This is a genomic window from Pseudomonas sp. D2002 (assembly GCF_013385735.1).
Taxonomy (GTDB): domain Bacteria; phylum Pseudomonadota; class Gammaproteobacteria; order Pseudomonadales; family Pseudomonadaceae; genus Aquipseudomonas.
Genome location: NZ_JACAPL010000007.1, coordinates 61386 through 82620, shown reverse-complemented (window position 1 = coordinate 82620; position 21235 = coordinate 61386). Strand labels below are relative to the sequence as shown.

20 protein-coding genes, 4 tRNA genes and 1 riboswitch are annotated in these 21235 nt (G+C 60.2%); of the genes, 9 read left to right on the top strand and 15 right to left on the bottom strand.

Annotated features, from left to right (window positions below; genetic code table 11):
* Positions 1-341 precede the first annotated feature (341 nt).
* Genes HX783_RS16125 through HX783_RS16110 form a run of 4 tightly spaced genes read right to left on the bottom strand, consistent with a single transcriptional unit; the run spans position 342 to position 3219 of the window.
* Positions 342-1301, bottom strand: a complete 960-nt coding sequence (locus HX783_RS16125; protein ID WP_177017519.1) for a tRNA-dihydrouridine synthase — start codon at positions 1299-1301, stop codon at positions 342-344.
* A 55-nt stretch (positions 1302-1356) separates the two neighbouring features.
* Positions 1357-1791 (bottom strand): thioesterase family protein, encoded by a 435-nt coding sequence (locus HX783_RS16120; RefSeq protein WP_177017518.1) that lies wholly within the window; start codon positions 1789-1791, stop codon positions 1357-1359.
* A 38-nt stretch (positions 1792-1829) separates the two neighbouring features.
* Entirely contained in the window at positions 1830-2663 is an 834-nt protein-coding gene (locus HX783_RS16115) for an alpha/beta fold hydrolase (protein ID WP_177017517.1), read from the bottom strand.
* Between the two features lie 16 nt (positions 2664-2679).
* Positions 2680-3219 (bottom strand): TetR/AcrR family transcriptional regulator, encoded by a 540-nt coding sequence (locus tag HX783_RS16110; RefSeq protein ID WP_159958210.1) that lies wholly within the window; start codon positions 3217-3219, stop codon positions 2680-2682.
* A 160-nt stretch (positions 3220-3379) separates the two neighbouring features.
* On the opposite strand from HX783_RS16110, the gene HX783_RS16105 reads away from it, so the two are divergent.
* Positions 3380-3685 carry a hypothetical protein gene (locus tag HX783_RS16105; RefSeq protein ID WP_177017516.1) on the top strand — a complete coding sequence of 102 codons (306 nt, stop codon included), beginning with the start codon at positions 3380-3382 and terminating at the stop codon, positions 3683-3685.
* Between the two features lie 89 nt (positions 3686-3774).
* Here HX783_RS16105 and HX783_RS16100 read toward each other — a convergent pair.
* The 6 genes from HX783_RS16100 to uvrB form a co-directional block, all read right to left on the bottom strand.
* A tRNA-Glu gene (locus HX783_RS16100) sits at positions 3775-3850 on the bottom strand.
* Positions 3851-3931: 81 nt separating this feature from the next.
* A tRNA-Ala gene (locus HX783_RS16095) sits at positions 3932-4007 on the bottom strand.
* 50 nt (positions 4008-4057) lie between these two features.
* Positions 4058-4133, bottom strand: a tRNA-Glu gene (locus HX783_RS16090).
* 78 nt (positions 4134-4211) lie between these two features.
* A tRNA-Ala gene (locus HX783_RS16085) sits at positions 4212-4287 on the bottom strand.
* A 147-nt stretch (positions 4288-4434) separates the two neighbouring features.
* Positions 4435-5916, bottom strand: coding sequence for a glutamate--tRNA ligase (gltX, locus tag HX783_RS16080; RefSeq protein ID WP_177017515.1), 1482 nt, complete (start codon positions 5914-5916; stop codon positions 4435-4437).
* A 181-nt stretch (positions 5917-6097) separates the two neighbouring features.
* Positions 6098-8113: an excinuclease ABC subunit UvrB gene (gene uvrB / locus HX783_RS16075; protein WP_177017514.1), complete on the bottom strand. Its 2016-nt coding sequence runs from the start codon at positions 8111-8113 to the stop codon at positions 6098-6100.
* Between the two features lie 344 nt (positions 8114-8457).
* Between uvrB and HX783_RS16070 the strand changes: the two genes are divergently transcribed.
* On the top strand, positions 8458-9654 hold the full coding sequence (locus HX783_RS16070) for an amino acid aminotransferase (protein ID WP_177017513.1): 1197 nt from the start codon (positions 8458-8460) through the stop codon (positions 9652-9654).
* Positions 9655-9753: 99 nt separating this feature from the next.
* Entirely contained in the window at positions 9754-9963 is a 210-nt protein-coding gene (locus HX783_RS16065) for a hypothetical protein (protein WP_159958220.1), read from the top strand.
* Positions 9964-9976: 13 nt separating this feature from the next.
* On the opposite strand, the gene HX783_RS16060 is transcribed toward HX783_RS16065, so the two are convergent.
* The gene (locus HX783_RS16060; protein ID WP_159961560.1) at positions 9977-10855 is read right to left on the bottom strand and encodes a LysR family transcriptional regulator; all 879 of its coding nucleotides are present in this window, start codon (positions 10853-10855) and stop codon (positions 9977-9979) included.
* 243 nt (positions 10856-11098) lie between these two features.
* Between HX783_RS16060 and HX783_RS16055 the strand changes: the two genes are divergently transcribed.
* Entirely contained in the window at positions 11099-12490 is a 1392-nt protein-coding gene (locus tag HX783_RS16055) for an aldehyde dehydrogenase family protein (protein ID WP_177017512.1), read from the top strand.
* A 77-nt stretch (positions 12491-12567) separates the two neighbouring features.
* Here the strand turns inward: HX783_RS16055 and HX783_RS16050 are convergent, their stop codons facing one another.
* The 4 genes from HX783_RS16050 to HX783_RS16035 form a co-directional block, all read right to left on the bottom strand.
* On the bottom strand, positions 12568-13584 hold the full coding sequence (locus tag HX783_RS16050; protein ID WP_177017511.1) for a HAMP domain-containing sensor histidine kinase: 1017 nt from the start codon (positions 13582-13584) through the stop codon (positions 12568-12570).
* A gap of 9 nt (positions 13585-13593) precedes the next feature.
* Positions 13594-15060 (bottom strand): ATPase domain-containing protein, encoded by a 1467-nt coding sequence (locus tag HX783_RS16045; RefSeq protein WP_177017510.1) that lies wholly within the window; start codon positions 15058-15060, stop codon positions 13594-13596.
* Positions 15057-15491: a hypothetical protein gene (locus HX783_RS16040; protein ID WP_232109212.1), complete on the bottom strand. Its 435-nt coding sequence runs from the start codon at positions 15489-15491 to the stop codon at positions 15057-15059. Before HX783_RS16040 ends, HX783_RS16045 begins: the two co-directional genes overlap by 4 nt.
* A gap of 127 nt (positions 15492-15618) precedes the next feature.
* On the bottom strand, positions 15619-16095 hold the full coding sequence (locus HX783_RS16035) for a hypothetical protein (protein WP_177017509.1): 477 nt from the start codon (positions 16093-16095) through the stop codon (positions 15619-15621).
* 316 nt (positions 16096-16411) lie between these two features.
* On the opposite strand from HX783_RS16035, the gene HX783_RS16030 reads away from it, so the two are divergent.
* The 5 genes from HX783_RS16030 to HX783_RS16010 all read left to right on the top strand — a co-directional run bounded on the left by HX783_RS16030 (position 16412) and on the right by HX783_RS16010 (position 21233).
* Positions 16412-17152 (top strand): hypothetical protein, encoded by a 741-nt coding sequence (locus HX783_RS16030; RefSeq protein ID WP_177017508.1) that lies wholly within the window; start codon positions 16412-16414, stop codon positions 17150-17152.
* Positions 17153-17278: 126 nt separating this feature from the next.
* Complete coding sequence (locus HX783_RS16025; protein WP_177017507.1) at positions 17279-18097, top strand: hypothetical protein; 819 nt, start codon at positions 17279-17281, stop codon at positions 18095-18097.
* Between the two features lie 53 nt (positions 18098-18150).
* A riboswitch (cobalamin riboswitch) is annotated at positions 18151-18345 on the top strand.
* Between the two features lie 115 nt (positions 18346-18460).
* Positions 18461-19471, top strand: a complete 1011-nt coding sequence (locus HX783_RS16020; RefSeq protein WP_177017506.1) for an ABC transporter substrate-binding protein — start codon at positions 18461-18463, stop codon at positions 19469-19471.
* A complete protein-coding gene (locus HX783_RS16015) occupies positions 19468-20472 on the top strand; it encodes an iron ABC transporter permease (protein ID WP_159958232.1) in 1005 nt (334 codons plus the stop codon). Before HX783_RS16020 ends, HX783_RS16015 begins: the two co-directional genes overlap by 4 nt.
* Entirely contained in the window at positions 20469-21233 is a 765-nt protein-coding gene (locus tag HX783_RS16010; protein ID WP_177017505.1) for an ABC transporter ATP-binding protein, read from the top strand. Before HX783_RS16015 ends, HX783_RS16010 begins: the two co-directional genes overlap by 4 nt.
* The last annotated feature ends 2 nt before the right edge of the window (positions 21234-21235 follow it).

Below are 21235 nucleotides of genomic sequence, written 5' to 3'. Positions count from 1 at the left end.
ACAGTTCAGGGAGTCAATAGTTTATTCGCTGGAAACAACAGCGCTGCTTCACAGTCCCTACATACGTGGAAAGTTAGGCTGTTGAGTTCCGAAAATCGGACCTCATATAAGGAAACTAATGCGCATTATCAGACTTTGCCCCATGGACTTTTCCGCCAGGACCTTGATTCAAGCCGCTCTTTACACTCGGAAGTCGTCACACCCGTTAATACACTGCAGTCACGCAACTAACCGACAAGATTAAAACGCCTATTCTTCAAACCTTTATGCTAACCGGCAGGCGCAAAAAAGGGCGCCAATGGCGCCCTGTTCAGGTGAAATGTAAACGCTGGCTCAACCCATCAAGCTGCCAAGGGATGCTGCATGCCCAGCAGACGGCTGACTTGCTGCAGGTCCGTCTCACGGCGCAAGGCGGTAAACAACGTCACCGCCTCGGGGTAGTTACGCGTCAGCATCGCCAGCCATTGCTTCAAACGGCCCGGGGCCTGTTTTTCGGTCAGTTGTGCCACCGACTGGGTCCAGAATTCCTGGAGCATGGGCTGCATTTGCGCCCAGGTCATTTCGACCACTTCTGCTCCCGCCTTTGCCGCCACAATCTGCCGCGCCAGGTCCGGGCGCGCCACCAGGCCACGGCCGAGCATGATGTCTTCAACGCCACTGATTTCGCGGCAACGTTTCCAGTCTTCGACACTCCAGATATCGCCGTTGGCAAACACCGGCACCTTGACCACGTCCTGCACCCGCGGGATCCACTCCCAATGGGCCGGCGGCTTGTAGCCGTCGGTCTTGGTGCGCGCATGCACCACGATATGCGCAGCACCACCCTCGGCCAGGGCCGTGGCGCACACCAGCGCACCGTCAGGGCTGTCGAAACCCAGGCGCATCTTGGCCGTCACCGGGATATGCGCAGGCACTGCGCGGCGTACGTGTTCGACAATCTGATTGAGCAGCTCCGGCTCCTTGAGCAACACCGCGCCACCCCGGGATTTGTTGACCGTCTTGGCCGGGCAACCGAAGTTGAGGTCGATCACTTGCGAACCCAACTCACAGGCCAGCGCGGCATTTTCGGCCAGGCACACCGGATCGGAACCGAGCAACTGCACGCGCAGCGGCACGCCTGCCGCCGTGTGGGCACCGTGCAGCAGCTCAGGGGCGAGCTTGTGGAAATAGGCAGGGGTGAGCAGGCGGTCGTTGACGCGAATGAACTCGGTCACGCACCAGTCAATACCGCCCACGCGGGTCAGCACATCGCGAAGGATGTTGTCGACCAACCCCTCCATGGGCGCCAAAGCAATTTGCATGGAAAACACTCAACAAAAATCGTGGCGCAGTTTACTGGTTTTCCCACACTAAACGTTAACCCCCTGTCAGCGCAGGGCCATAGCCGTCGAGAAACTCGGGCGGCATGCGCTTGGGCTTGCCACTGGACAGTTCGATGCAGACAAAGGTGGTTTGCGCGCGTAACAGGGTCGCGCCATCGCTGGGGCGCATCAATTGAAAACGGCGCGTCATTTTCAGGCGCTGGTCCCAGTCGACGATCCACGTGGCCAGTTGCAGCTCATCGCCCTCGTAGCCAGCGGCCAGGTAGTCGATCTCGTGGCGCACTACCGCCATGGCGCGGTCGAGTCGGCGGTATTCGGTGAGGTCCAGCCCCAGGCGCTGGGAATGGCGCCACGCGCAACGCTCCAGCCAGGACACATACACCGCGTTATTGGCGTGCCCCAGGCCGTCGATGTCTTGCGCGGCGACCTGCAGGTCGATGATAAACGGCGTTGCCAAATCCCAGCCCATGCCTTGCTCCAGTCGATTAATGTCGGCGGGGCAGTGTATCAGGCGGTCTGGCGCTCCTGTAAACGCCGGCCGGCCAACAGGCTGAGTACCGCCTCGATTACCCGTGGGTCGGCCAGCACTTTCTGGTGCCCGCCTTGCTCAAGGCGCAACAGGCGGCTGTCGAACCAGGCGTCATGAATGGCTTGCGAGGCTTTGACCGGCACGAAGGTGTCGTCTTCGGCGTGCACGATCAGGCCAGGGAGATTCATCTGGTAGTAGGCGACGTCCAAATGTTTGAGCGGCATGCCAAAGGTCAGTTCGACCTCGTGGATAAACGCCGAGCGCGCCCGTGGTGGTAAACCGACCATGCCGGCAAACCCACGCAGTACATCAAGAAAACGCGACGGCGCGGCAATGCTCACCAGTGCTTCAGTGCGTAAACCCAATTGCACCGCCAGCATCGCGCTGGCGCCGCCCATGGAATGCCCCACCACCGCATGCAGCGGTGGCAGCTCAGCGGCGGCTTCGAGCATGGCGCGGGCAAATAACAGCACATGCGCCTCACGCCCCGGCGAACGGCCATGGGCGGGACCGTCCAGGGCAATCACTGAATAGCCGTCGGCCACCAAGGCCGTGATCAGGCTGGCGAACTGCGTAGGGCGCCCTTCCCAACCGTGCATCAGCAGCACCGCCGGCCCTTGCCCCCAACGCAACGCCGACAAGCCGAAACGCAAGGTGATGCGCTCCGATTGCGCCAGCAGCGGCAGTTCCCAGTCACGCGGGGCCAGGTTGCGCGGCGTCATGAAGGTGCGGCGCAACTTACTGGCCACCATGTGCGGCGCCAGGCGGCCGACGGTGCCATTGAAGCCTCGAATCCAGGTTAATGCGCCCATCCTACGGCTCCTTTTTTCAGCGCACCGCCGACTTGGCTGCGCGTAGCACGCGGTCTGACAATTCACCTGGCCCGAGCGCACGCGCCAAGGCCAGGCCGCCAATCATCAAGGCCATATCCGCCAGGGCTTTGTCGGTGTCCTCGGGGCTGGCAGCCAATTGGGCGGCCATCAACTCCGTATGCTCATTGAGCGCCAGGCGAAACTCATCCGGCAGGCGGCTCATCTCGCCCACAGTTGCCGGTATCGGGCACGCCTGGTCCGTTGAGTCGCGGTGCTTGCGCGACAGGTAGAACGCCGCCACCAGGGCTCTGCGCTCCTCGCCGGTCAGTTGTGCGTCCATGTCGTCAATCGATGCGCGACGCCGGGCCAGCAACTGGGTGAAGGCCTCCAGCATCAACGCGTCTTTGCTTTCAAAGTGGGCGTAGAAGCCACCGACCGTGAGCCCTGCTGCGCCCATGACTTCACCGACGCTAGGTTCGGCCGGGCCGCGCTGGATCAGCGCGGCGCTGGCAGCCTGCAAAATGCGTTCGCGGGTTTGCGCTTTTTTATCGCTCATCGTTGCCTCCGTCTTTCATGGGTTGAATATTATTACCATAATAATATTTGGCAAGCCACCCGCATGACCGCTCGTCCGAGCAGCGCAAATGAGATAAATGGAATAAAACGCCCGCCCCTGCCGTTATCGATGCAACGAACCGCATACCGGAGAGAACGTCATGGCCTGGAGACAGCAATACGCGGATTGCGCATGGGTGGCCGCAGAGGCGCCCTACGTGTTTGCCAACGAGTACACCGCCAACTTCATCAGCGGCTTTCGCACCGTGCTGATCGCCAAGGTGGAAGGAGAAGGCGTGGGCAACCAGCCGTTCGGCAAATTCTTCAATGACGCCGACGGGGTGGAATTGTGGAACGTCGCACTGGAGAACGCCCAGAACCGCGGCCCGCAAGTCGATCAGCGACGCGAGCTGGCGCGCATCAACAAATCACTGCGTACCGCCAACGTGGTGCAAAACATGCCGTAGCCTGCCGCGAGAAAACCCAAACGCCAGACAAACAAAAGGGCCATTCAATAATTGAATGACCCTTAAAAATCCCGCAGAGCGGGTAATCGTGGCGTCCCCTAGGGGACTCGAACCCCTGTTACCGCCGTGAAAGGGCGGTGTCCTAGGCCACTAGACGAAGGGGACACAAACCTTCTATACAACTGATCAGCGCTGAGAACTGATCGATTCAAGGACGGTGTGGCCGGAACCTTGAACCTGTAAAATTGGTGGAGCTAAACGGGATCGAACCGTTGACCTCTTGCATGCCATGCAAGCGCTCTCCCAGCTGAGCTATAGCCCCGGATTTTTCGTCTCGCGACGCAGCAGACCTTTCGAGCTGCTTGTTGAAACTGGCGTCCCCTAGGGGACTCGAACCCCTGTTACCGCCGTGAAAGGGCGGTGTCCTAGGCCACTAGACGAAGGGGACAAAACCTTCTGTACAACCGATCAGAGCTGAGACCTGATCAATTCAAGGACGGTGTGGCCAGACCTTGAACCTGTAAATTGGTGGAGCTAAACGGGATCGAACCGTTGACCTCTTGCATGCCATGCAAGCGCTCTCCCAGCTGAGCTATAGCCCCTCATCGGTGAGGACGGGGCGAATCTTAATGGCGGTTTGAAAGGCTGTCAAATTTATTTTCAACAATTTTCAAAATTTTTTGCCGGGATAACAATCACTTACCGTTAAAACCCCGGAAAACCGGGGTTTTATCGTTACAGCCGGTTGCTTAGGCGATAGCGCCCAGCAGCTTTTCCCACTCTTTGTTTTCTTTCTTCGACACACCCCCAAGCAAATCAAGGGCTTGGCGCAGACGGAAACGCGTGAGGTCCGGGCCGAGAATTTCCATCGCATCAAGCACCGACACCGAACTCGCCTGCCCGGTGATCGCGACAAACATCAACGGCATGGCATCGCGCAATTTCAGCTCCAGGGACTCAACCACCGCCTGAATCGTTGCGGTGATCGCGTCCTTTTCCCACTGACGCAGGCTTTCGAGCTTCCACAGGATCAACTGCATCAACTGGCGAACCTGATCGCCCGAGAGCTTCTTGGATTCAAACAGCTTGGCATCCGGGTTCACGCCACCGGCAAAGAAGAAGCTGGCCAGCGGGGCGACCTGGCTGAACGTCTCCACCCTGCCCTGCACCAGCGGCGCGATCTTCATCATGTAGTCAGGGTTCAACGCCCACTGCTGCACGCGGCTGGCGAACTCTTCCACCGGCAGGTCACGCAGCCACTGGCCGTTGAGCCACGACAGCTTCTCGATGTCGAAAATCGGCCCGCCGAGGGACACGCGCGACAAGTCGAAGTTATCGACCATTTCCTGCAGCGAGAACTTCTCGCGCTCGTCCGGCATCGACCAGCCCATGCGGCCCAGGTAGTTGAGCATCGCTTCAGGCATAAAGCCCATGCGCTCGTAGAAGGTCACCGAGGTCGGGTTCTTGCGCTTGGACAGCTTGCTCTTGTCCGGGTTACGCAGCAGCGGCATGTAGCACAGCTGCGGCTGTTCCCAGCCGAAGTATTCGTAAAGCAGGATCAGTTTTGGCGCCGACGGCAGCCATTCTTCGCCGCGCAGCACGTGGGTGATGCCCATCAGGTGGTCGTCGACCACGTTGGCCAGGAAGTACGTCGGCAGGCCGTCGGTCTTCATCAGCACCTGCATGTCCATGCGGTCCCACGGGATCTCGACGTCGCCGCGCAGCATGTCCGGCACCACGCACACGCCTTCGCTCGGCACCTTCATGCGGATCACGTGAGGCTCGCCAGCAGCCAGGCGCCGGGCCACTTCTTCTTTCGACAGCAGCAGTGCGCGGCCGTCATAGCGCGGGGTTTCGCCACGCGCCTGTTGCTCGGCGCGCATCTGGTCCAGCTCTTCGGCGGTGCAGAAGCACGGGAAGGCATGGCCCATGTCGACCAATTGCTGGGTGTACTGCTTGTAGATGTCGCTGCGCTCGCTCTGGCGATACGGGCCGTGCGGGCCACCGACGTCCGGGCCTTCGGCCCAGGTGATGCCCAGCCAGCGCAGCGCATCGAAAATCTGCTGTTCCGACTCACGGGTCGAACGCAGTTGATCGGTGTCTTCGATCCGCAGGATGAATTCACCGCCGTGCTGCTTGGCAAAGCAGTAGTTGAACAAGGCGATGTAGGCAGTGCCGACGTGGGGATCCCCAGTAGGCGATGGCGCAATGCGCGTGCGGACGGTGGTCATGGCAGGTCTCGAATGGGCGATAAAACTGAAAATTGAAACAAGGGGCGAATGGTAACAGCCTGGGGTGGTTGGGCTCCAGACCGAGGTGATGCCATCGCAGGCAAGCCAGCTCCCACAGTTGAAATGCTTTCCAATGTGGGAGCTGGCTTGCCTGCGATGAGGCCGGTGCAGTCACCGCCAATCAAACAGCCAACAACCGCTCCCGCAGCTTGCCGATCTCATCGCGCGTCTGCGCCGCGGCCTCAAACTCAAGGTCCCGCGCCAGTTGGTACATCTTCTCTTCCAACTGCCGGATACGCTTGGTGATCTCACTCGGCGAGCGCAATTCGTTCTCGTACTTGGCGCTTTCTTCGGCGGCCTTGGCCATGCCCTTGCGCTTCTTGCTGCGCGAGCCCGGCACGGTGGCGCCTTCCATGATGTCGGCGACGTCCTTGAACACGCCTTTGGGGATGATGCCGTTCTCGAGGTTGAAGGCGATCTGCTTGTCACGCCGGCGCTCGGTCTCGCCAATCGCCCGCTCCATGGAGCCGGTGATGCGGTCCGCGTAAAGAATCGCGCGGCCATTGAGGTTACGCGCCGCGCGGCCGATGGTCTGGATCAACGAGCGCTCGGAGCGCAGGAAGCCCTCCTTGTCCGCATCCAGGATCGCCACCAGCGACACTTCCGGCATGTCCAGGCCTTCGCGCAACAGGTTAATGCCCACCAGCACGTCAAAGGTGCCCAGGCGCAGGTCGCGGATAATCTCGACGCGTTCCACGGTGTCGATGTCCGAGTGCAAATAGCGCACACGCACGCCATGGTCGGCCAGGTAATCGGTCAAATCCTCGGACATGCGCTTGGTCAGCGTGGTGACCAGCACCCGCTCTTCCAGGGCCACGCGCTTGGTGATTTCCGAGAGCAAGTCGTCCACCTGGGTCAGCGCCGGGCGGATTTCGATTTGCGGGTCCACAAGACCGGTCGGGCGCACCAGTTGCTCGATCACGCGGCCAGCATGTTCGGCTTCGTAGTTACCCGGTGTGGCCGAGACGAAGATCGTCTGCGGGCTGATGCTCTCGAACTCGTCGAAGCGCATCGGCCGGTTATCCAGCGCCGATGGCAAACGGAAGCCGTATTCCACCAGGGTTTCCTTACGCGAGCGGTCACCTTTGTACATCGCGCCCACCTGCGGCACGCTGACATGGGATTCGTCGATCACCAGCAAGGCGTCATCCGGCAGGTAATCGAACAAGGTGGGCGGCGCCTGCCCGGATTCGCGACCCGAGAGGTAGCGCGAGTAGTTTTCGATGCCGTTGCAGTAGCCCAGCTCCAAGATCATCTCCAGGTCGAAACGGGTGCGCTGCTCCAGGCGCTGGGCTTCCACCAGCTTGTTGTTGGCGCGCAGGTAGTCCAGGCGCTCGACCAGCTCGGCCTTGATGCCCTCGATGGCGCCCATCAGCGTTTCGCGCGGGGTCACGTAGTGGCTTTTCGGGTAGAAGGTGAAGCGCGGCAGCTTGCGAATCACCTCGCCGGTCAACGGGTCGAAGGCCGACAGGCTTTCAACTTCGTCGTCGAACAGCTCGATGCGGATGGCTTCGAGGTCGGATTCGGCCGGGTAGATGTCGATCACATCACCGCGCACACGGAAGGTGGCGCGGGCAAAGTCCATGTCATTGCGGGTGTACTGCAAGCTCGTCAGGCGACGCAGCAGCTCGCGCTGGTCGAGCTTGTCGCCGCGATCAACGTGCAGCACCATCTTCAAATAGGTTTCCGGGCTGCCCAGGCCATAGATGCACGACACCGTGGTGACGATAATCGCGTCCTTGCGCTCCAGCAGCGCCTTGGTCGCCGACAGCCGCATCTGCTCGATGTGGTCGTTGATCGACGCATCCTTCTCGATAAAGGTGTCGGACGACGGCACGTAGGCTTCGGGCTGGTAGTAGTCGTAGTAGGAAACGAAGTACTCCACCGCGTTGTTCGGGAAGAACGCCTTGAACTCGCCGTACAACTGCGCGGCCAGGGTTTTGTTCGGCGCCAGCACCAACGTCGGGCGGTTGGTCTGCGCAATCACGTTGGCGATGCTGAAGGTCTTGCCTGAACCGGTCACCCCGAGCAGCGTCTGGTGCGCCAGGCCGGCCTCGATGCCTTCAACCATCAGGCGAATGGCTTCGGGTTGGTCGCCGGCGGGTTCAAAACGGGTGACGAGCTGGAAATCCGACATAACGTACCTCTTTCAGTCACCCCGGGCCTACAGCCGCCAAGGACGAAAATAGCTCAGCAGCCCACGAATAATCATCGAAGGTTGCAGGAAAAAACCATGATAGCTGTAGAAGTGGTGGCGAATGTGACGGGTTTCAAGGCAATCGTCCTACCTGCCGTCGCTGACTCATGTTGCAATAAGACTAACGGTCGGCAAATAAACCGAAAAACTTGGCCGAAAAGCCGTTTCGGCTGTCGCCCTGCGCGTGGATGGTCTCTATACTAACTCCCCGTTTGTGCACCGCTCTAGTGCATTCGGCTGGAGCGCGACACGTCCCTCCATTCCCCCATAGAGCTGCCGCAAAAATGAGCCTGTTCTCCGCTGTCGAAATGGCACCACGCGATCCAATCCTGGGCCTCAACGAAGCATTCAACGCCGACACACGAACCACCAAGGTCAACCTTGGCGTGGGCGTTTACTGCAACGAGGAGGGGAAGATTCCACTCTTGCGTGCCGTTGCCGAAGCGGAAGCCATTCGCGTGGCGCAACACGCCGCCCGTGGCTACTTGCCGATTGACGGCATCGTCGCCTACGACCAGGCCGTGCAAAAGCTGCTGTTCGGTGCTGACTCGCCACTGCTGAGCGCCGGCCGTGTGATCACCGCGCAAGCCGTCGGCGGCACCGGCGCGCTGAAAATCGGCGCCGACTTCCTCAAGCAACTGCTGCCCAATGCCGTGGTTGCGATCAGCGACCCGAGCTGGGAAAACCACCAGGCGCTGTTCGAAAAAGCCGGTTTCCCGGTGCAGACCTACCGCTACTACGACGCCGCCACCCATGACGTGAACCGCGCCGGCCTGCTTGAAGACCTCAACGCCCTGCCGCCACAGTCCATCGTGGTGTTGCACGCCTGCTGCCACAACCCGACCGGCGTCGACCTGAGCCCGGCCGACTGGCAACAAGTGCTGGACGTGGTCAAGGCCAGGAACCTGGTGCCGTTCCTCGACATGGCCTACCAGGGCTTTGGCGACGGCATCCACGAAGACGCCGCCGCCGTGCGCCTGTTCGCTGAATCCGGCTTGACCTTCTTTGTCTCCAGCTCGTTCTCCAAATCGTTCTCGCTGTACGGCGAACGCGTAGGCGCGCTGTCGATCGTCAGCGAGTCCAAGGAAGAAAGCGCGCGCATCCTGTCCCAGGTCAAGCGCGTGATCCGCACCAACTACTCCAACCCGCCGACCCACGGCGCGGCGATTGTGGCGGCGGTGCTGAACAACCCTGAGCTGCGTGCCCAGTGGGAAGCGGAACTGGCTGAAATGCGCCTGCGTATCCGTGGCATGCGTGAGCAGATGGTCGCCGAACTGGCCAAGGCTGCGCCAGGCCACGACTTCAGCTTCGTCGGTCGCCAGCGCGGGATGTTCTCCTACTCCGGCCTGACCGTTGAGCAAGTCACCCGTTTGCGCACCGAGTTTGGTATCTACGCGCTCGACACCGGCCGCATCTGCGTGGCCGCGCTGAACCAGTCGAACATTGGCGCGGTAACAAAGGCGATTGTTCAGGTTCTATAAACCTGCCAGCGTCATGCGAAGGGGAAGCCGGTGGCTTCCCCTTTTTATTGGCGAACACACTAGACTGAACTCCGACTGCCCCTTTGCTGTGAGAGCCCTATGAGAAACGACGACCTGGACCTGCGCGCCGACCGCGACGAACTGCACGACTTTACCCCGCGCGCCCCGCAAGCCAAGCGCCAGAAAAGCCTGGTGCTGCAAGTGGCGCTGGGTGTGTTCCTGGGTGGCCTGGCGCTGTGGCTGGTGCAACTGGGCGCAACAGCGATCATGGCCAAATTGGCCATGGGCACCTTCCAGTTTGGCGGCTGATGAAGCTCCCGCATTAAATCTGAGTGGCTACCAGACCGCGCTCTTCCAGCAACTTCACAAAACTGTTCAAACTCTGGGACACCGTGCCCCGACGCCAAATCAGCCAGGTATTGAGGATACGGAACGAGTCGGTCAACGGCCACACACTCACCGCCGTAAACCCCGGCATGCTTTCCAGCATGCTGCGCGGCATCAGTGCCAGGCCGGCCCCGGCGCTGACGCAGGCGAGCATGCCGTGGTAGGACTCCATCTCGAAGATCTTGCCCGGCACCGCACCATCCTGTGAAAACCAGCGCTCAAAGTGATGGCGATACGAGCAATTCGAGCGAAAGGTGTAGATGCTCTCCCCCGCCACATCCTGCCCGCGCGTGATCGGTGCGTGGTGCAGCGGCGCAATCACCACCATCTCCTCCTCAAACACTGCCACCCCTTCCAGCGTGGCATGCAGCACCGGCCCATCGACAAACGCCGCCGCCAGGCGCCCCGACAGCACGCCCTCGATCATCGTGCCCGACGGCCCGGTGCTCAGGTCCAGCTCGACCTTGGTGTGTTTCTGGTTATACGCCGCCAGTAACGCTGGAATGCGCACCGCCGCCGTGCTCTCCAGCGACCCCAGCGCAAACGCGCCCTGGGGCTCCTCTCCGGCCACCGTCGCGCGGGCCTCTTGCACCAAGTCGAGAATACGCCGCGCATAACCGAGGAAATTCCACCCGGCCGGCGACAGGCGCAGGCGGCTCTTCTCGCGGATAAACAGCTCCACGCCCAAGTCCTGCTCGAGTTGCTTGATACGCGTGGTCAGGTTCGACGGCACGCGATGAATCAACTGCGCTGCGGCGCTGATGCTGCCTTGCTCGGCAACGGCCTTGAAGATTTCCAACTGCACCAGGTCCAAATCGTTCTCCACTGTGATCGTTCCCATGCTCTGCGTGGGAACGCATCTTGTGACGCTCTGCGTCACAGCCTTGCGCAACGTCGGGCGCAGAGCGCCACGGGCTGCATTCCCACGCAGAGCGTGGGAACGATCTCACGTCAATCATTCTCCATTTGAGAATGTATTGCTTAATATTATTCAGTTTCCACAAAAGATACAGCCCCGTAGGCTGAACCCATTCCACTCATTCAGCCGGACGGTGCCATGAACGCTATTTCTCACCAGACCCACGCTTTGTCGATCAACCCCGCCAACGGCGAAACGGTTGCCAGCTACCCCTACGAAACCGAGGCGCAACTGGACGCGGCCCTGAACCGCGCCACCGCAGCCTTCCGCACCTGGCGCAGCCAGCCGGTCAGCCAGCGTGCCGAATTGCTGCTGGCCCTGGCCGGTGCCCTGCGTGACCAGGCCGAAGACATGGCGCAGATGATTACCCTGGAAATGGGCAAGCCCATCGCCCAGGCCCGTGCCGAAATCGAAAAATGCGCGCAACTCAGCGAATGGTATGCCGCCCAAGGCCCGGCCATGCTCGCCCCGGAACCGACGCTGGTGGACAACGGCAGCGCCCAGATCGAATACCGCCCGCTGGGCCCGATTTTCGCGGTCATGCCGTGGAATTTCCCGGTGTGGCAAGTGCTGCGCGGTGCCGTGCCGACCTTGCTGGCCGGTAACACCTACGTGCTCAAACATGCCCCCAATGTGATGGGCAGCGCCTACCTTATCCAGCAAGCGTTGCACAAAGCCGGTTTCGCCGACGGCATTTTTGAAGTGGTCAACGTCACCAACGACGGCGTCTCCAAAGCCATCGCCGACCCACGCATCGCCGCCGTCACGCTGACCGGCAGCGTGCGCGCCGGCATCGCCATCGGCTCCCAGGCCGGTGCCGCGCTGAAGAAATGCGTACTGGAACTGGGCGGCTCCGATCCGTTTATCGTGCTCAACGACGCTGACCTCGACGCTGCCGTGCAAGCCGCCGTGATCGGGCGGTTCCAGAACAGCGGCCAAGTGTGCGCTGCGGCCAAGCGCCTGATCATCGAGGAAGGCGTGGTGGAAGCCTTCACCGCTAAATTCCTCGAAGCCAGCCGCGCATTGGTGATGGGCGACCCGACCTCGACCAGCACCTACGTCGGCCCGATGGCCCGCTTCGACCTGCGCGACGAGCTGCACGGCCAGGTCCAGGCCACGTTGGAAGAAGGCGCGACCCTGCTGCTGGGGGGCAATAAAGTACCTGGCGTCGGCAACTACTATGAGCCGACCGTGCTGGCCAACGTCACCGACCAGATGACCTCGTTCAAACAGGAACTGTTCGGCCCCGTGGCCTCGATCATCACCGCCCGCGATGCCGACCACGCCGTGGCCCTGGCCAACGACAGCGAGTTCGGCCTGACCGCCAGCATCTTCACCACCGACGCGGCCAAGGCACGGGAGATTGCCAACAGGCTGGAAACCGGCGGGATCTTCGTCAACGCCTTCAGCGTGTCCGACCCTCGGGTGGCGTTTGGCGGTGTGAAAAAGAGTGGGTTCGGGCGGGAGTTGTCGCACTTTGGTGTGCGGGAATTCTGCAACGCGCAGACGGTGTGGCTGGATCGCAAGTAATCAGGCACCCAGCCCCTGTGGGAGCTGGCTTGTTGTGGCGAGCCCGCTCGCCACAGAGGCTGTGCCCGTCCGACAGGTCAGTTACACAACGGCAACGTCACCACAAACTCGCTGCCCTTGCCCTTGCCTGCGCTATTGGCCGTCACCTTGCCGCCGTGGGCTTCAACCAACTCTCGCACCACCGTCAAGCCGATGCCCAGCCCCGAGCCGTTGAAGCCGATCGCGTGTTCATCCTGCACATACGGGTCAAAGATCAGCGGCAGCGCCTTGGCCGAGACGCCGATGCCGTTGTCACAAATACTGATCCTCAGCTCATCCCCGGCACTGACCGACAGTACAATCCGGCCGCCTACCGGCGTGTACTTGGCGGCGTTGGCCAGCAGGTTATGCAGAATTTGCGCAAGGCGCCCGGCGTCACCACTGAGCATCAATTGGCCGTCAGGCAGGTGCGCATCGAACTGCTGCTTTTTCGCCCTCATCACCGGGCCGCACGCATCAATGGCGCTTCTGAGGATCTGCAGCATGTCCACATCACGTCGCTCGATGCGCAGCTTGCCGGTGCTGACGCGGGACACGTCCAGCAAGTCGTCCACCAACTGCGAGATATGCTGCACCTGGCCTTCGATCAGCTCACGCATGCGCGGCAACTGGTCACTCGGCAGGCGCACCATGCGCTCGGCGATCATGCTGATTGGCGTCAAGGGGTTGCGCAGCTCATGGGCCACCATCGCCAGGATGCTTTTTTGCTGGCCCAGCGCGCGCTCGGCGGTCGCCTGCAGGTCTTGCGCGCTGAGTGCGGCGATCACCAACTGCGCATTTGCCTCGCGCAGCTCCTGGTACAAGTGCTGCTCTTCCAGGCGCGGCGGGCTGGCCGCGTCCGATTGCGCAAGGAGGATCGCCAGCACCAATTGCTGGTTGGCCTCAATCACCTGCTCAACGTGCTGGGTATCCACCAGACGGCTGCTAGCGTCCGTCAGTTGTTGCTGCAGCGCAGCCAGCACGGCACGCGCCTCAACGGTTTTTTGCCCAAGCAGGAACAGTTCGTGAGCGGCAGTGGTCAGCTCACTTTCGTTGTTGCCGCCGGTTTCGCTCATGCGCCGGGCTCACACATGTTTGTCTCCCGCCAACACCCGCTTGGTGGGTCGCCCACCCAGCAGCCCTTCCTGTTCCGGCAACATCTCGCGAATCTGCAGGCCGTTATCGTCGATGTGGTACTGGCGCAGTTGATCGGAATGGGCACTGGCGCGCACCTTGACCACCGCCATGATGCGCAGCAAACGGCTCTCGACTTCGATGTACCGCTGCACAATGATCGCATCGGTCAAAAACGCCGTGCCGTAAGGGCTGAAACGCAAGTCGGTGTAACGGTCTTCCAGCTCTGAGGTCATCAATACACTCACGCCGGCAGACGTCAGCGCGGTGACCATGCGCGACAGCGATTCGCGAAAGTCCGCACGGAAGGTGGGCGCCAGCGCCAGCTCAAAGCCCGACAGCGAATCAATCACCACGCGAGTGGCATTCAAACGGCTGATCTCGCCGAGCAGCAACTGCACGATTTCGTCGATGGACAAGTCCGGCGCGCGGCTGTCCACCAGGCCCACCTGGCCGTTCTTGATCAATTCGGCCAACTTGGGGTTCTGTGAATGGTTGGGCCGTTGTTCGAACACTGCAATCACCCCGGTTTCACCATTGCGTGCACCTTCCGCCAGGAAAGTCGCCGCCAGGATGCTCTTGCCCGACCCCGACGGCCCGGCCACCAGCAGCGAATAGCCGCGCGGCAGGCCGCCGCCGAGCATCTCATCGAGTGCCGGCACGCCCATTTTCAGGCGCGTGATCGGGAACGTCGACGGCGCGTCGATGGCGCGATTGAGCGCGGCTGGCGGAAACACCTTGATTCCCGAGGTGGCAATACGGAAGGTGTGCAGCCCCGGCAACGTAGGCTGGCCGCGCATCTTCATGATTTCCATCTTGCGCACCATCGAGTTGCGCTCGACGCTTTGGCGCAGCCAGATCAGGCCATCGGCCACGGTAAAAATCGGGTTGGTGTCGGTTTCGGTGAAATACTCGCCGATCAGGAAGGTCGTCGCCTGCCAGGTGGTCATCAACATGCCCAACTGCTGGATGAACTGCGGCAGGTTGTTGTTGGGGTTGTGCTGAGTCTGGCTGGCCAGCACCACGGAGCGGAACGAGTCGACAAACACCAGCGACGGCGAATGTGCCTCGACTTCGCTGACGATGCGCCGCAAAACCTCGTCCAGGTCCCCGGCCAGGGTGTCGTCGGCCAGGTTGATATAGCGGATCGACTGGTTGATCGCATCGTTGTCGAAAAAATCGAATTGCTGCTGGTAACGCAGCATCTTCAGCGGCGGCTCACCGAGTACGGTAAAGAACAGCGCCGGGCGTTCTGGCGTGGCCAGGGCAAACATCATCTGGTGCGCCAGGGTAGTCTTGCCACAGCCCGGCGGGCCGGCGATGAGGTTGAACGAAAACTCCGGCAGGCCACCGCCCAGGACCTCGTCCAGTCCTGGCACACCGGTGGCCAGACGGTTGATAGTCACTTTGGTGCTCATGGCGAAATTTCCTGCGAAGAGGTGTCGCTCGAAGAAGGCTGCCACACGTCAACCAGCAGACGTGCGGTGAGTGAAGGCCCGATCAGCGTGGTCAGAAGCTCGTAGAGGGTAGTCAGCAACACCTCACCGAAAAACAGCGCATCGGTTTCGTTCTGCTCGACGAGTACGGATTTGAGGGCAAGCAAATCCATCGCGGCCGGCACACTGTCGAAGGTGGCGGCCAGGCGTGGATGGGTAGAGACGCACAGATGGAAGCTGCGACGGTACAGCGCGGCAACGCCCTGCTGGCCGATAATGGGCGTAAGTGCTGCGCCCATATCCTGCAAAATCGAAACAATCGCCTCGGTAATGCTTGCAGTGTCAGCGTGCGGACCAACACGGTGCGCCAGAGAAGCTACGATCCGGCGGCTCTCTTCGCTAAGCGTGGGCATGTCTGACTAATATCTGATGAACAGAGATTGATGGTACACCCTATGGGAATGGATAGAACCCCACAGCACGCGACGGGGCAAATGCGCTGAGGCGAAACATTTGCCGCCGCCGGCGTGCCTCACTCGATCAAAGCGCCCACATCCGGATCAATGCAAACCCCAGGTCCACACTCACGCATTCGCGTCCATCCACCCACTCATCTTCGCGAAGACGCCGCCCGGTGTTGGTCTCGCGCTCGCCTTTGGCAATCACCAACACAAACAATCGGGTCGGGCATTCGAAGTTGCGTAACCGTTCAACATCGGCCCTGACCGACCAATCACCTTCCAAACACTTGGCTTGGGATATATCGCCCAGGCATTTGATTTCAGCGACCATCGTGGTCGAACCCGCGTCATCCAAGGCATACAGGTCGGCCTTGCGCCGCTCGCCGATCGGCAAGTCAGTCCAGATTTCGATCTTGTCGTTGAACCAGGCATGCAAGCTGATCTCGGCCTGAATCCAATGTTCGCGGCAACTGTTCAATTGCAACACCTGCTCGAGTTTTTCGCCCATTTCGCGAAAGGCCTGCGCGTACAAGGCAATCCATTGGTCGGTGTTCATTGCGTACTCCCTGTGTGAGAAATCGTAGTTTCTTATATAAGCGGCACACCCCAGCAAATCGAGTGGTGTACGCAAGCGTCGCATTGGCCCTCAGACTGATTGCTCGACAGCGTAGCATCATATAGCTATCATCCAGAATCTCACAGGGTTCCTCCTACAGAGCAACCTAAACACAACCTCCGTTCCAAACAGCAACCCGGTTCAACGTAATACGACGCCATTCTTCGGCGGTATTCAACGATTCAAAAGACAATCAAACAGCCTTACTGAAAACGCCTTAACGGATGAAGTGCGGCCCACCACAAGGAAATCCATTTTGAAACTGCTGAAAAATTCATACCTAACTCTCTTACTGGTATGGCTCATTGCAATTGCTCTAAGCATAACTTCGTCAAATGGAATAGTCGCCGCCCTCACCCTGTTCTTCACCGGCCTATTGCCCTTTATATTTATCTTATTATGGCTTGCAAAATCCAAAACAGGCGAGAGCATACGCGGTTACTTTTCGAAATGGCATACGGGCATATTGCTCATCTGGTTTTTATTTGCCTATTCCATATACGCAAAAAAATGGGCAGCAGCATTTATCAACGACATTTTCCACGTTGACGCCAATAGCCTGGGCATCACCTATACTTTACTTGCTGCGCTCTTCACACCCTTTGGCATATTGTACCAAGGTGGAATACTGGCGAGCTTGTGGATTACGGTCATTGTTATTGCCGTCTTCCTGATGGGAATACTTCCTTTTTTACTGCTGCTACCCATCAAATTCAAGACCGTTGCTGCATTCACCGGCACCACGTTCCTCGTCGTATTTCTGTCATCCGTTTTCATCGGCATTACCGCAGGTTTTGCCTCAAACAAAGAGTTGCTCGTCACACGATTTGCCCTTTGGGCCGACTTCAACGAAAAACACTTATGTACCAATGATTGGTCGACCCGTGCGCAAAGTGTTTTATTTTTAGGCGGGGACCGAGTACTGGCCTACATCCCAGGCAATCCGCAAGGCAGCCGATACGTACCCGAGACCTGCGATTTCGCGAAAAAAATCTAATGCCAAAAGGCTAACGACCTGCAAACAACCCAAGCGAGTCGCCGATAACGTAATGACTCAGCACGTTATCGGCAGCTTGGCAACAAGTAATCAGCGTTGAAATAGATAATAAGACAGTGAGCAAACATGACCACCTGCGTACACATTGCCCGGTATCTGCGGCCCTTGTTAAAGGATATAGAAACCCATTACACCTGGTCTTTTGATGAAAAGATCGCAGAGAAAATTTCAGGCGTAGCATTTTCAAAGGATGAAAATCCACTCCATAAAACAGCCAAACTCAAGCACGCATTAGGCAAAAAACTTCGCGAAAGCCAAGAGCAAAAATTGCACTATGATATAGGCAAATACATTATCACCACGTGGGGAAAAATCACCAACCACAAAGCGCTGGATGAAATCATAGCGTCCACTCGAAAACGCGCAATGGGTGGTCGAGAAAATTTTAAATCCGTCCCTCTTACAGGCGTCAGCAGTTGGTCCAAGTACTTAAGCCTCCTTCATAGCTGGGCCCCTGTGTATGATTCGCGAGTCGCCTACGCGATCAACGCTATTAATTTAATATCAGGAAACACCACGCTGTTCTACGCCATCCCCAATGGCCGAGGATCGCGACTAACGTTAATTGATATAGAAACTTTTTTCGTTATTCCCTTACTCGCCAATAAGAAAATCACCGTACAAGATCTGCAGCACTCGCAATTTTCAGCAAAGAGCAAAGAACAGTTTCACATTCGACCTGAAAACACCTACGACCAGTACTGTAAATTACTCGAAGCCGTCGCCCTTGAGCTCAAAGATGAAATACCGCAGTCGCTGACCCCCTACCTCAGCCCTAGCCAGATTATTGAAGCATTACTTTTTGCTATAGCCCCAACTAAAGTACTCGCAGACCTCATCACGTTTCTAGCGGCTGGTGCGTCTCCCCCAGCGTCGGCGGGTTGACGGCAACCCATGGCGAACACCCGATAGATCAAACTCCCCCTGCCCGCCACGATCGACTACCATACCGCGCCGGTTCCCACACGGGACTAATAGGGAATTCGAAGCGCGGCCCATTGCGCCAATCGAAACTGCCCCCGCAACTGTAGGTGCTGAGCCTGCTCCACATCGCCACTGGGCATTGCCCGGGAAGGCCGGGGCGTGGCGACGACGCATCAGTCAGGAGACCTGCCGGCCAAGCAAAACCACTAACCGGCGGGGTGTCCGGGAAGGCCATCCGTGCCCTGCAAGACTGCAGCGTTCGTGGGTGTATTTCCGCGCCGTACCTCCCCTGTTTTCACGTACGGTTCACCCGGAGACTGCCCCATGCTGCCACGCGTTACCGCCCTGATCGCCAGCCTCGGCTTATGTGCACTGGCCCACGCCACGCCGACGCATTACCCGCTGACGGTGCAGAACTGCGGCACCACCCAGACCTTTGAGCAGGCGCCCGCGCGCAGCGTGACCATCGGCCAGGCCGCCACCGAGATGCTTTACGCCTTGGGTGTGGGCAACACCGTGGTCGGCACCTCGCTGTGGTTCAACAATGTGTTGCCGCCGTTCAAGGCGCAGAACGACCGCATCGAGCGCCTGGCCGACAACGAGCCGAGCTTTGAAGCCGTCATCGCCAAACGCCCGCAACTGGTGGCCGCCGAGCTGGAATGGGTGGTCGGCCCACAAGGCGTGGTCGGCACCCGCGAGCAGTTTCAAGAGTTGAAAATCCCTACCTACCTGCTGCCCTCCGACTGCGAAGGCAAAGACAACCTGGTGGGCGCCGACGGCACGCGGCTGGAGCCGTTCCGCATCGACACTCTCTATAAGAGCATCAGCCAACTGGCCGAGATCTTCGACGTGCAAGCGCGCGGCCAACAATTGAACGACGAACTCAAGGCGCGCCTGGCCAAGTCCGTCGCCACCGCACAAGGCAAAGGCCTCAAGCAAGCCAGCGCATTGGTGTGGTTCTCCAGCGCCGAAATGGCCAGTGACCCCTACGTAGCCGGCCACAAGGGCATTCCCGAATTCATGCTCCAAACCCTGGGCCTGCACAACGTGGTGCAGTCCGATGAAGAGTGGCCCGCCGTCGGCTGGGAAACCATCGCCAAGGCCAACCCGACCTTCCTGGTAATCGCGCGCATGGACCGCCGCCGCTACCCGGCCGACGACCATGAAAAGAAACTCGCCTTCCTGCGCAGCGACCCGGTGACGCGCAACATGGACGCGGTGAAGAACAACCGCATCATCATTATTGACGCCCTGGCGCTGCAAGCCAGCCTGCGCATGTTCGATGGCCTGGAACAACTGGCCGGCGCCATCGACGGCTACGACCTGCACAAATGACCCGCACCCTACTCGCCCTCGCGCTGCTGTTGCTCGCCGTGCTCGCCGGCGTGGCCATCGGCGAAACCGCCATCGAGCCACACGTGGTGTTGCAGGTGCTCGCCAATAAACTGTGGGGCGCCGGTTACGTGCTGGACCCGATCGATGCAGGCGTGGTGTGGAACTACCGCCTGACCCGCGCCCTGGTCGCCGCTGCGTGCGGTGCCGGGCTGGCGACCTGCGGGGTGATTTTGCAGTCGTTGTTGCGCAACCCGTTGGCCGACCCTTACTTGCTGGGCATCAGTGCCGGCGCCTCGACCGGCGCGGTGTTGGTGGCGTTGATCGGTGTGGGCGGCGGGCTGATTTCGCTCTCGGCCGGCGCGTTTGTCGGGGCCATGGCGGCCTTTGCGCTGGTGATTTTGCTGGCGCGCGCCAGCGGTTCGTCCAGTGGCACCGGGCAGATCATCCTGGCGGGCATCGCCGGCTCGCAGTTGTTCAATGCGCTGACCGCGTTCCTGATCACCAAGTCGGCCAGTTCCGAACAGGCGCGCGGCATCCTGTTCTGGCTGCTGGGCAACCTCAGCGGCGTGCGCTGGCCTTCGGTGTGGCTGGCGGTGCCGGTGGCGGTCGCCGGGCTGGCGGTGTGTTTGTGGCACCGGCGTGCGCTGGATGCGTTTACCTTTGGCACCGACTCGGCGGCGTCGCTGGGCATCCCGGTGCGGCGTGTGCAGTTTGTATTGGTGGGCTGCGCGGCGCTGGTGACGGCGGTGATGGTGTCGATTGTCGGCTCTATCGGCTTTGTCGGGCTGGTGATTCCCCACGCCGTGCGCCTGCTGGTCGGCACCGCCCACTCGCGGTTGCTGCCGGCCAGTGCGTTGGGCGGCGCGCTGTTTTTGATTGCCGCCGATGTGCTGTCGCGCACCTTGATCAAAGGCCAAGTGATTCCGGTCGGTGTGGTCACGGCATTGGTGGGCGCGCCAGTGTTTGCGTTGATTTTGATTGGCCGGAGGAACGCGCGATGACAGTGCTGAGTTGCACGGGCCTGGGCTTCAAGGTGCGCGACGTCGAGCTGCTACGCGATATTCATCTTGAGGTGCAGTTGGGCGAAACCTTGGGCATCGTCGGCCCGAACGGCTCCGGCAAGTCCACCCTGCTCAAGCTGCTCGCGGGTTTGCGTGCGCCTGCCAGCGGCGAAGTGCGACTCGGCGGCCAGCGCCTGGGCGAGCTGTCGCGCCGCACCATTGCGCAACAGTTGGCGGTGGTGGAGCAGCAAGCCGACACCGACGACGCGATCCGCGTATTCGACGCCGTGGCGCTGGGCCGTACGCCGTGGCTGTCGGCGCTGAGCCCGTGGTCCAGCGCAGATGACGCCATCGTCAACCAGGCGCTGCACGATGTGGACGCCACCCACCTGGGCAAACGCGCCTGGCGCAGCCTCTCCGGGGGTGAGCGCCAACGCGTGCACATCGCCCGCGCCCTGGCGCAACGGCCGCAGATTTTGCTGCTGGATGAGCCAACCAATCACTTGGATATCCAGCACCAACTGGCGATCTTGAAGGGCGTACAGGCATTGCCGGTGACCACCTTGATCGCCCTGCATGACCTTAACCAGGCGCTGACCTGCGATCGCCTGGCCGTGTTGGATCGCGGGCGTTTGGTGGCGCTGGGCAAGCCGATGGACGTGTTGACACCCAAACGCCTGCAGGACACGTTCGGTGTGCAGGCGCATTACCTGACGGACCCGTTCGATGGCGCGCAGATCCTGCGGTTGCGCTCCAACTGATA

Coding starts and splice junctions, on each gene's coding strand:
- HX783_RS16125 (WP_177017519.1), bottom strand. CDS start 1,301: ATGCAAATTGCTTTGGCGCCCATGGAGGGGTTGGTCGACAACATCCTT.
- HX783_RS16120 (WP_177017518.1), bottom strand. CDS start 1,791: ATGGGCTGGGATTTGGCAACGCCGTTTATCATCGACCTGCAGGTCGCC.
- HX783_RS16115 (WP_177017517.1), bottom strand. CDS start 2,663: ATGGGCGCATTAACCTGGATTCGAGGCTTCAATGGCACCGTCGGCCGC.
- HX783_RS16110 (WP_159958210.1), bottom strand. CDS start 3,219: ATGAGCGATAAAAAAGCGCAAACCCGCGAACGCATTTTGCAGGCTGCC.
- HX783_RS16105 (WP_177017516.1), top strand. CDS start 3,380: ATGGCCTGGAGACAGCAATACGCGGATTGCGCATGGGTGGCCGCAGAG.
- gltX (WP_177017515.1), bottom strand. CDS start 5,916: ATGACCACCGTCCGCACGCGCATTGCGCCATCGCCTACTGGGGATCCC.
- uvrB (WP_177017514.1), bottom strand. CDS start 8,113: ATGTCGGATTTCCAGCTCGTCACCCGTTTTGAACCCGCCGGCGACCAA.
- HX783_RS16070 (WP_177017513.1), top strand. CDS start 8,458: ATGAGCCTGTTCTCCGCTGTCGAAATGGCACCACGCGATCCAATCCTG.
- HX783_RS16065 (WP_159958220.1), top strand. CDS start 9,754: ATGAGAAACGACGACCTGGACCTGCGCGCCGACCGCGACGAACTGCAC.
- HX783_RS16055 (WP_177017512.1), top strand. CDS start 11,099: ATGAACGCTATTTCTCACCAGACCCACGCTTTGTCGATCAACCCCGCC.
- HX783_RS16050 (WP_177017511.1), bottom strand. CDS start 13,584: ATGAGCGAAACCGGCGGCAACAACGAAAGTGAGCTGACCACTGCCGCT.
- HX783_RS16045 (WP_177017510.1), bottom strand. CDS start 15,060: ATGAGCACCAAAGTGACTATCAACCGTCTGGCCACCGGTGTGCCAGGA.
- HX783_RS16040 (WP_232109212.1), bottom strand. CDS start 15,491: ATGCCCACGCTTAGCGAAGAGAGCCGCCGGATCGTAGCTTCTCTGGCG.
- HX783_RS16035 (WP_177017509.1), bottom strand. CDS start 16,095: ATGAACACCGACCAATGGATTGCCTTGTACGCGCAGGCCTTTCGCGAA.
- HX783_RS16025 (WP_177017507.1), top strand. CDS start 17,279: ATGACCACCTGCGTACACATTGCCCGGTATCTGCGGCCCTTGTTAAAG.
- HX783_RS16020 (WP_177017506.1), top strand. CDS start 18,461: ATGCTGCCACGCGTTACCGCCCTGATCGCCAGCCTCGGCTTATGTGCA.
- HX783_RS16015 (WP_159958232.1), top strand. CDS start 19,468: ATGACCCGCACCCTACTCGCCCTCGCGCTGCTGTTGCTCGCCGTGCTC.
- HX783_RS16010 (WP_177017505.1), top strand. CDS start 20,469: ATGACAGTGCTGAGTTGCACGGGCCTGGGCTTCAAGGTGCGCGACGTC.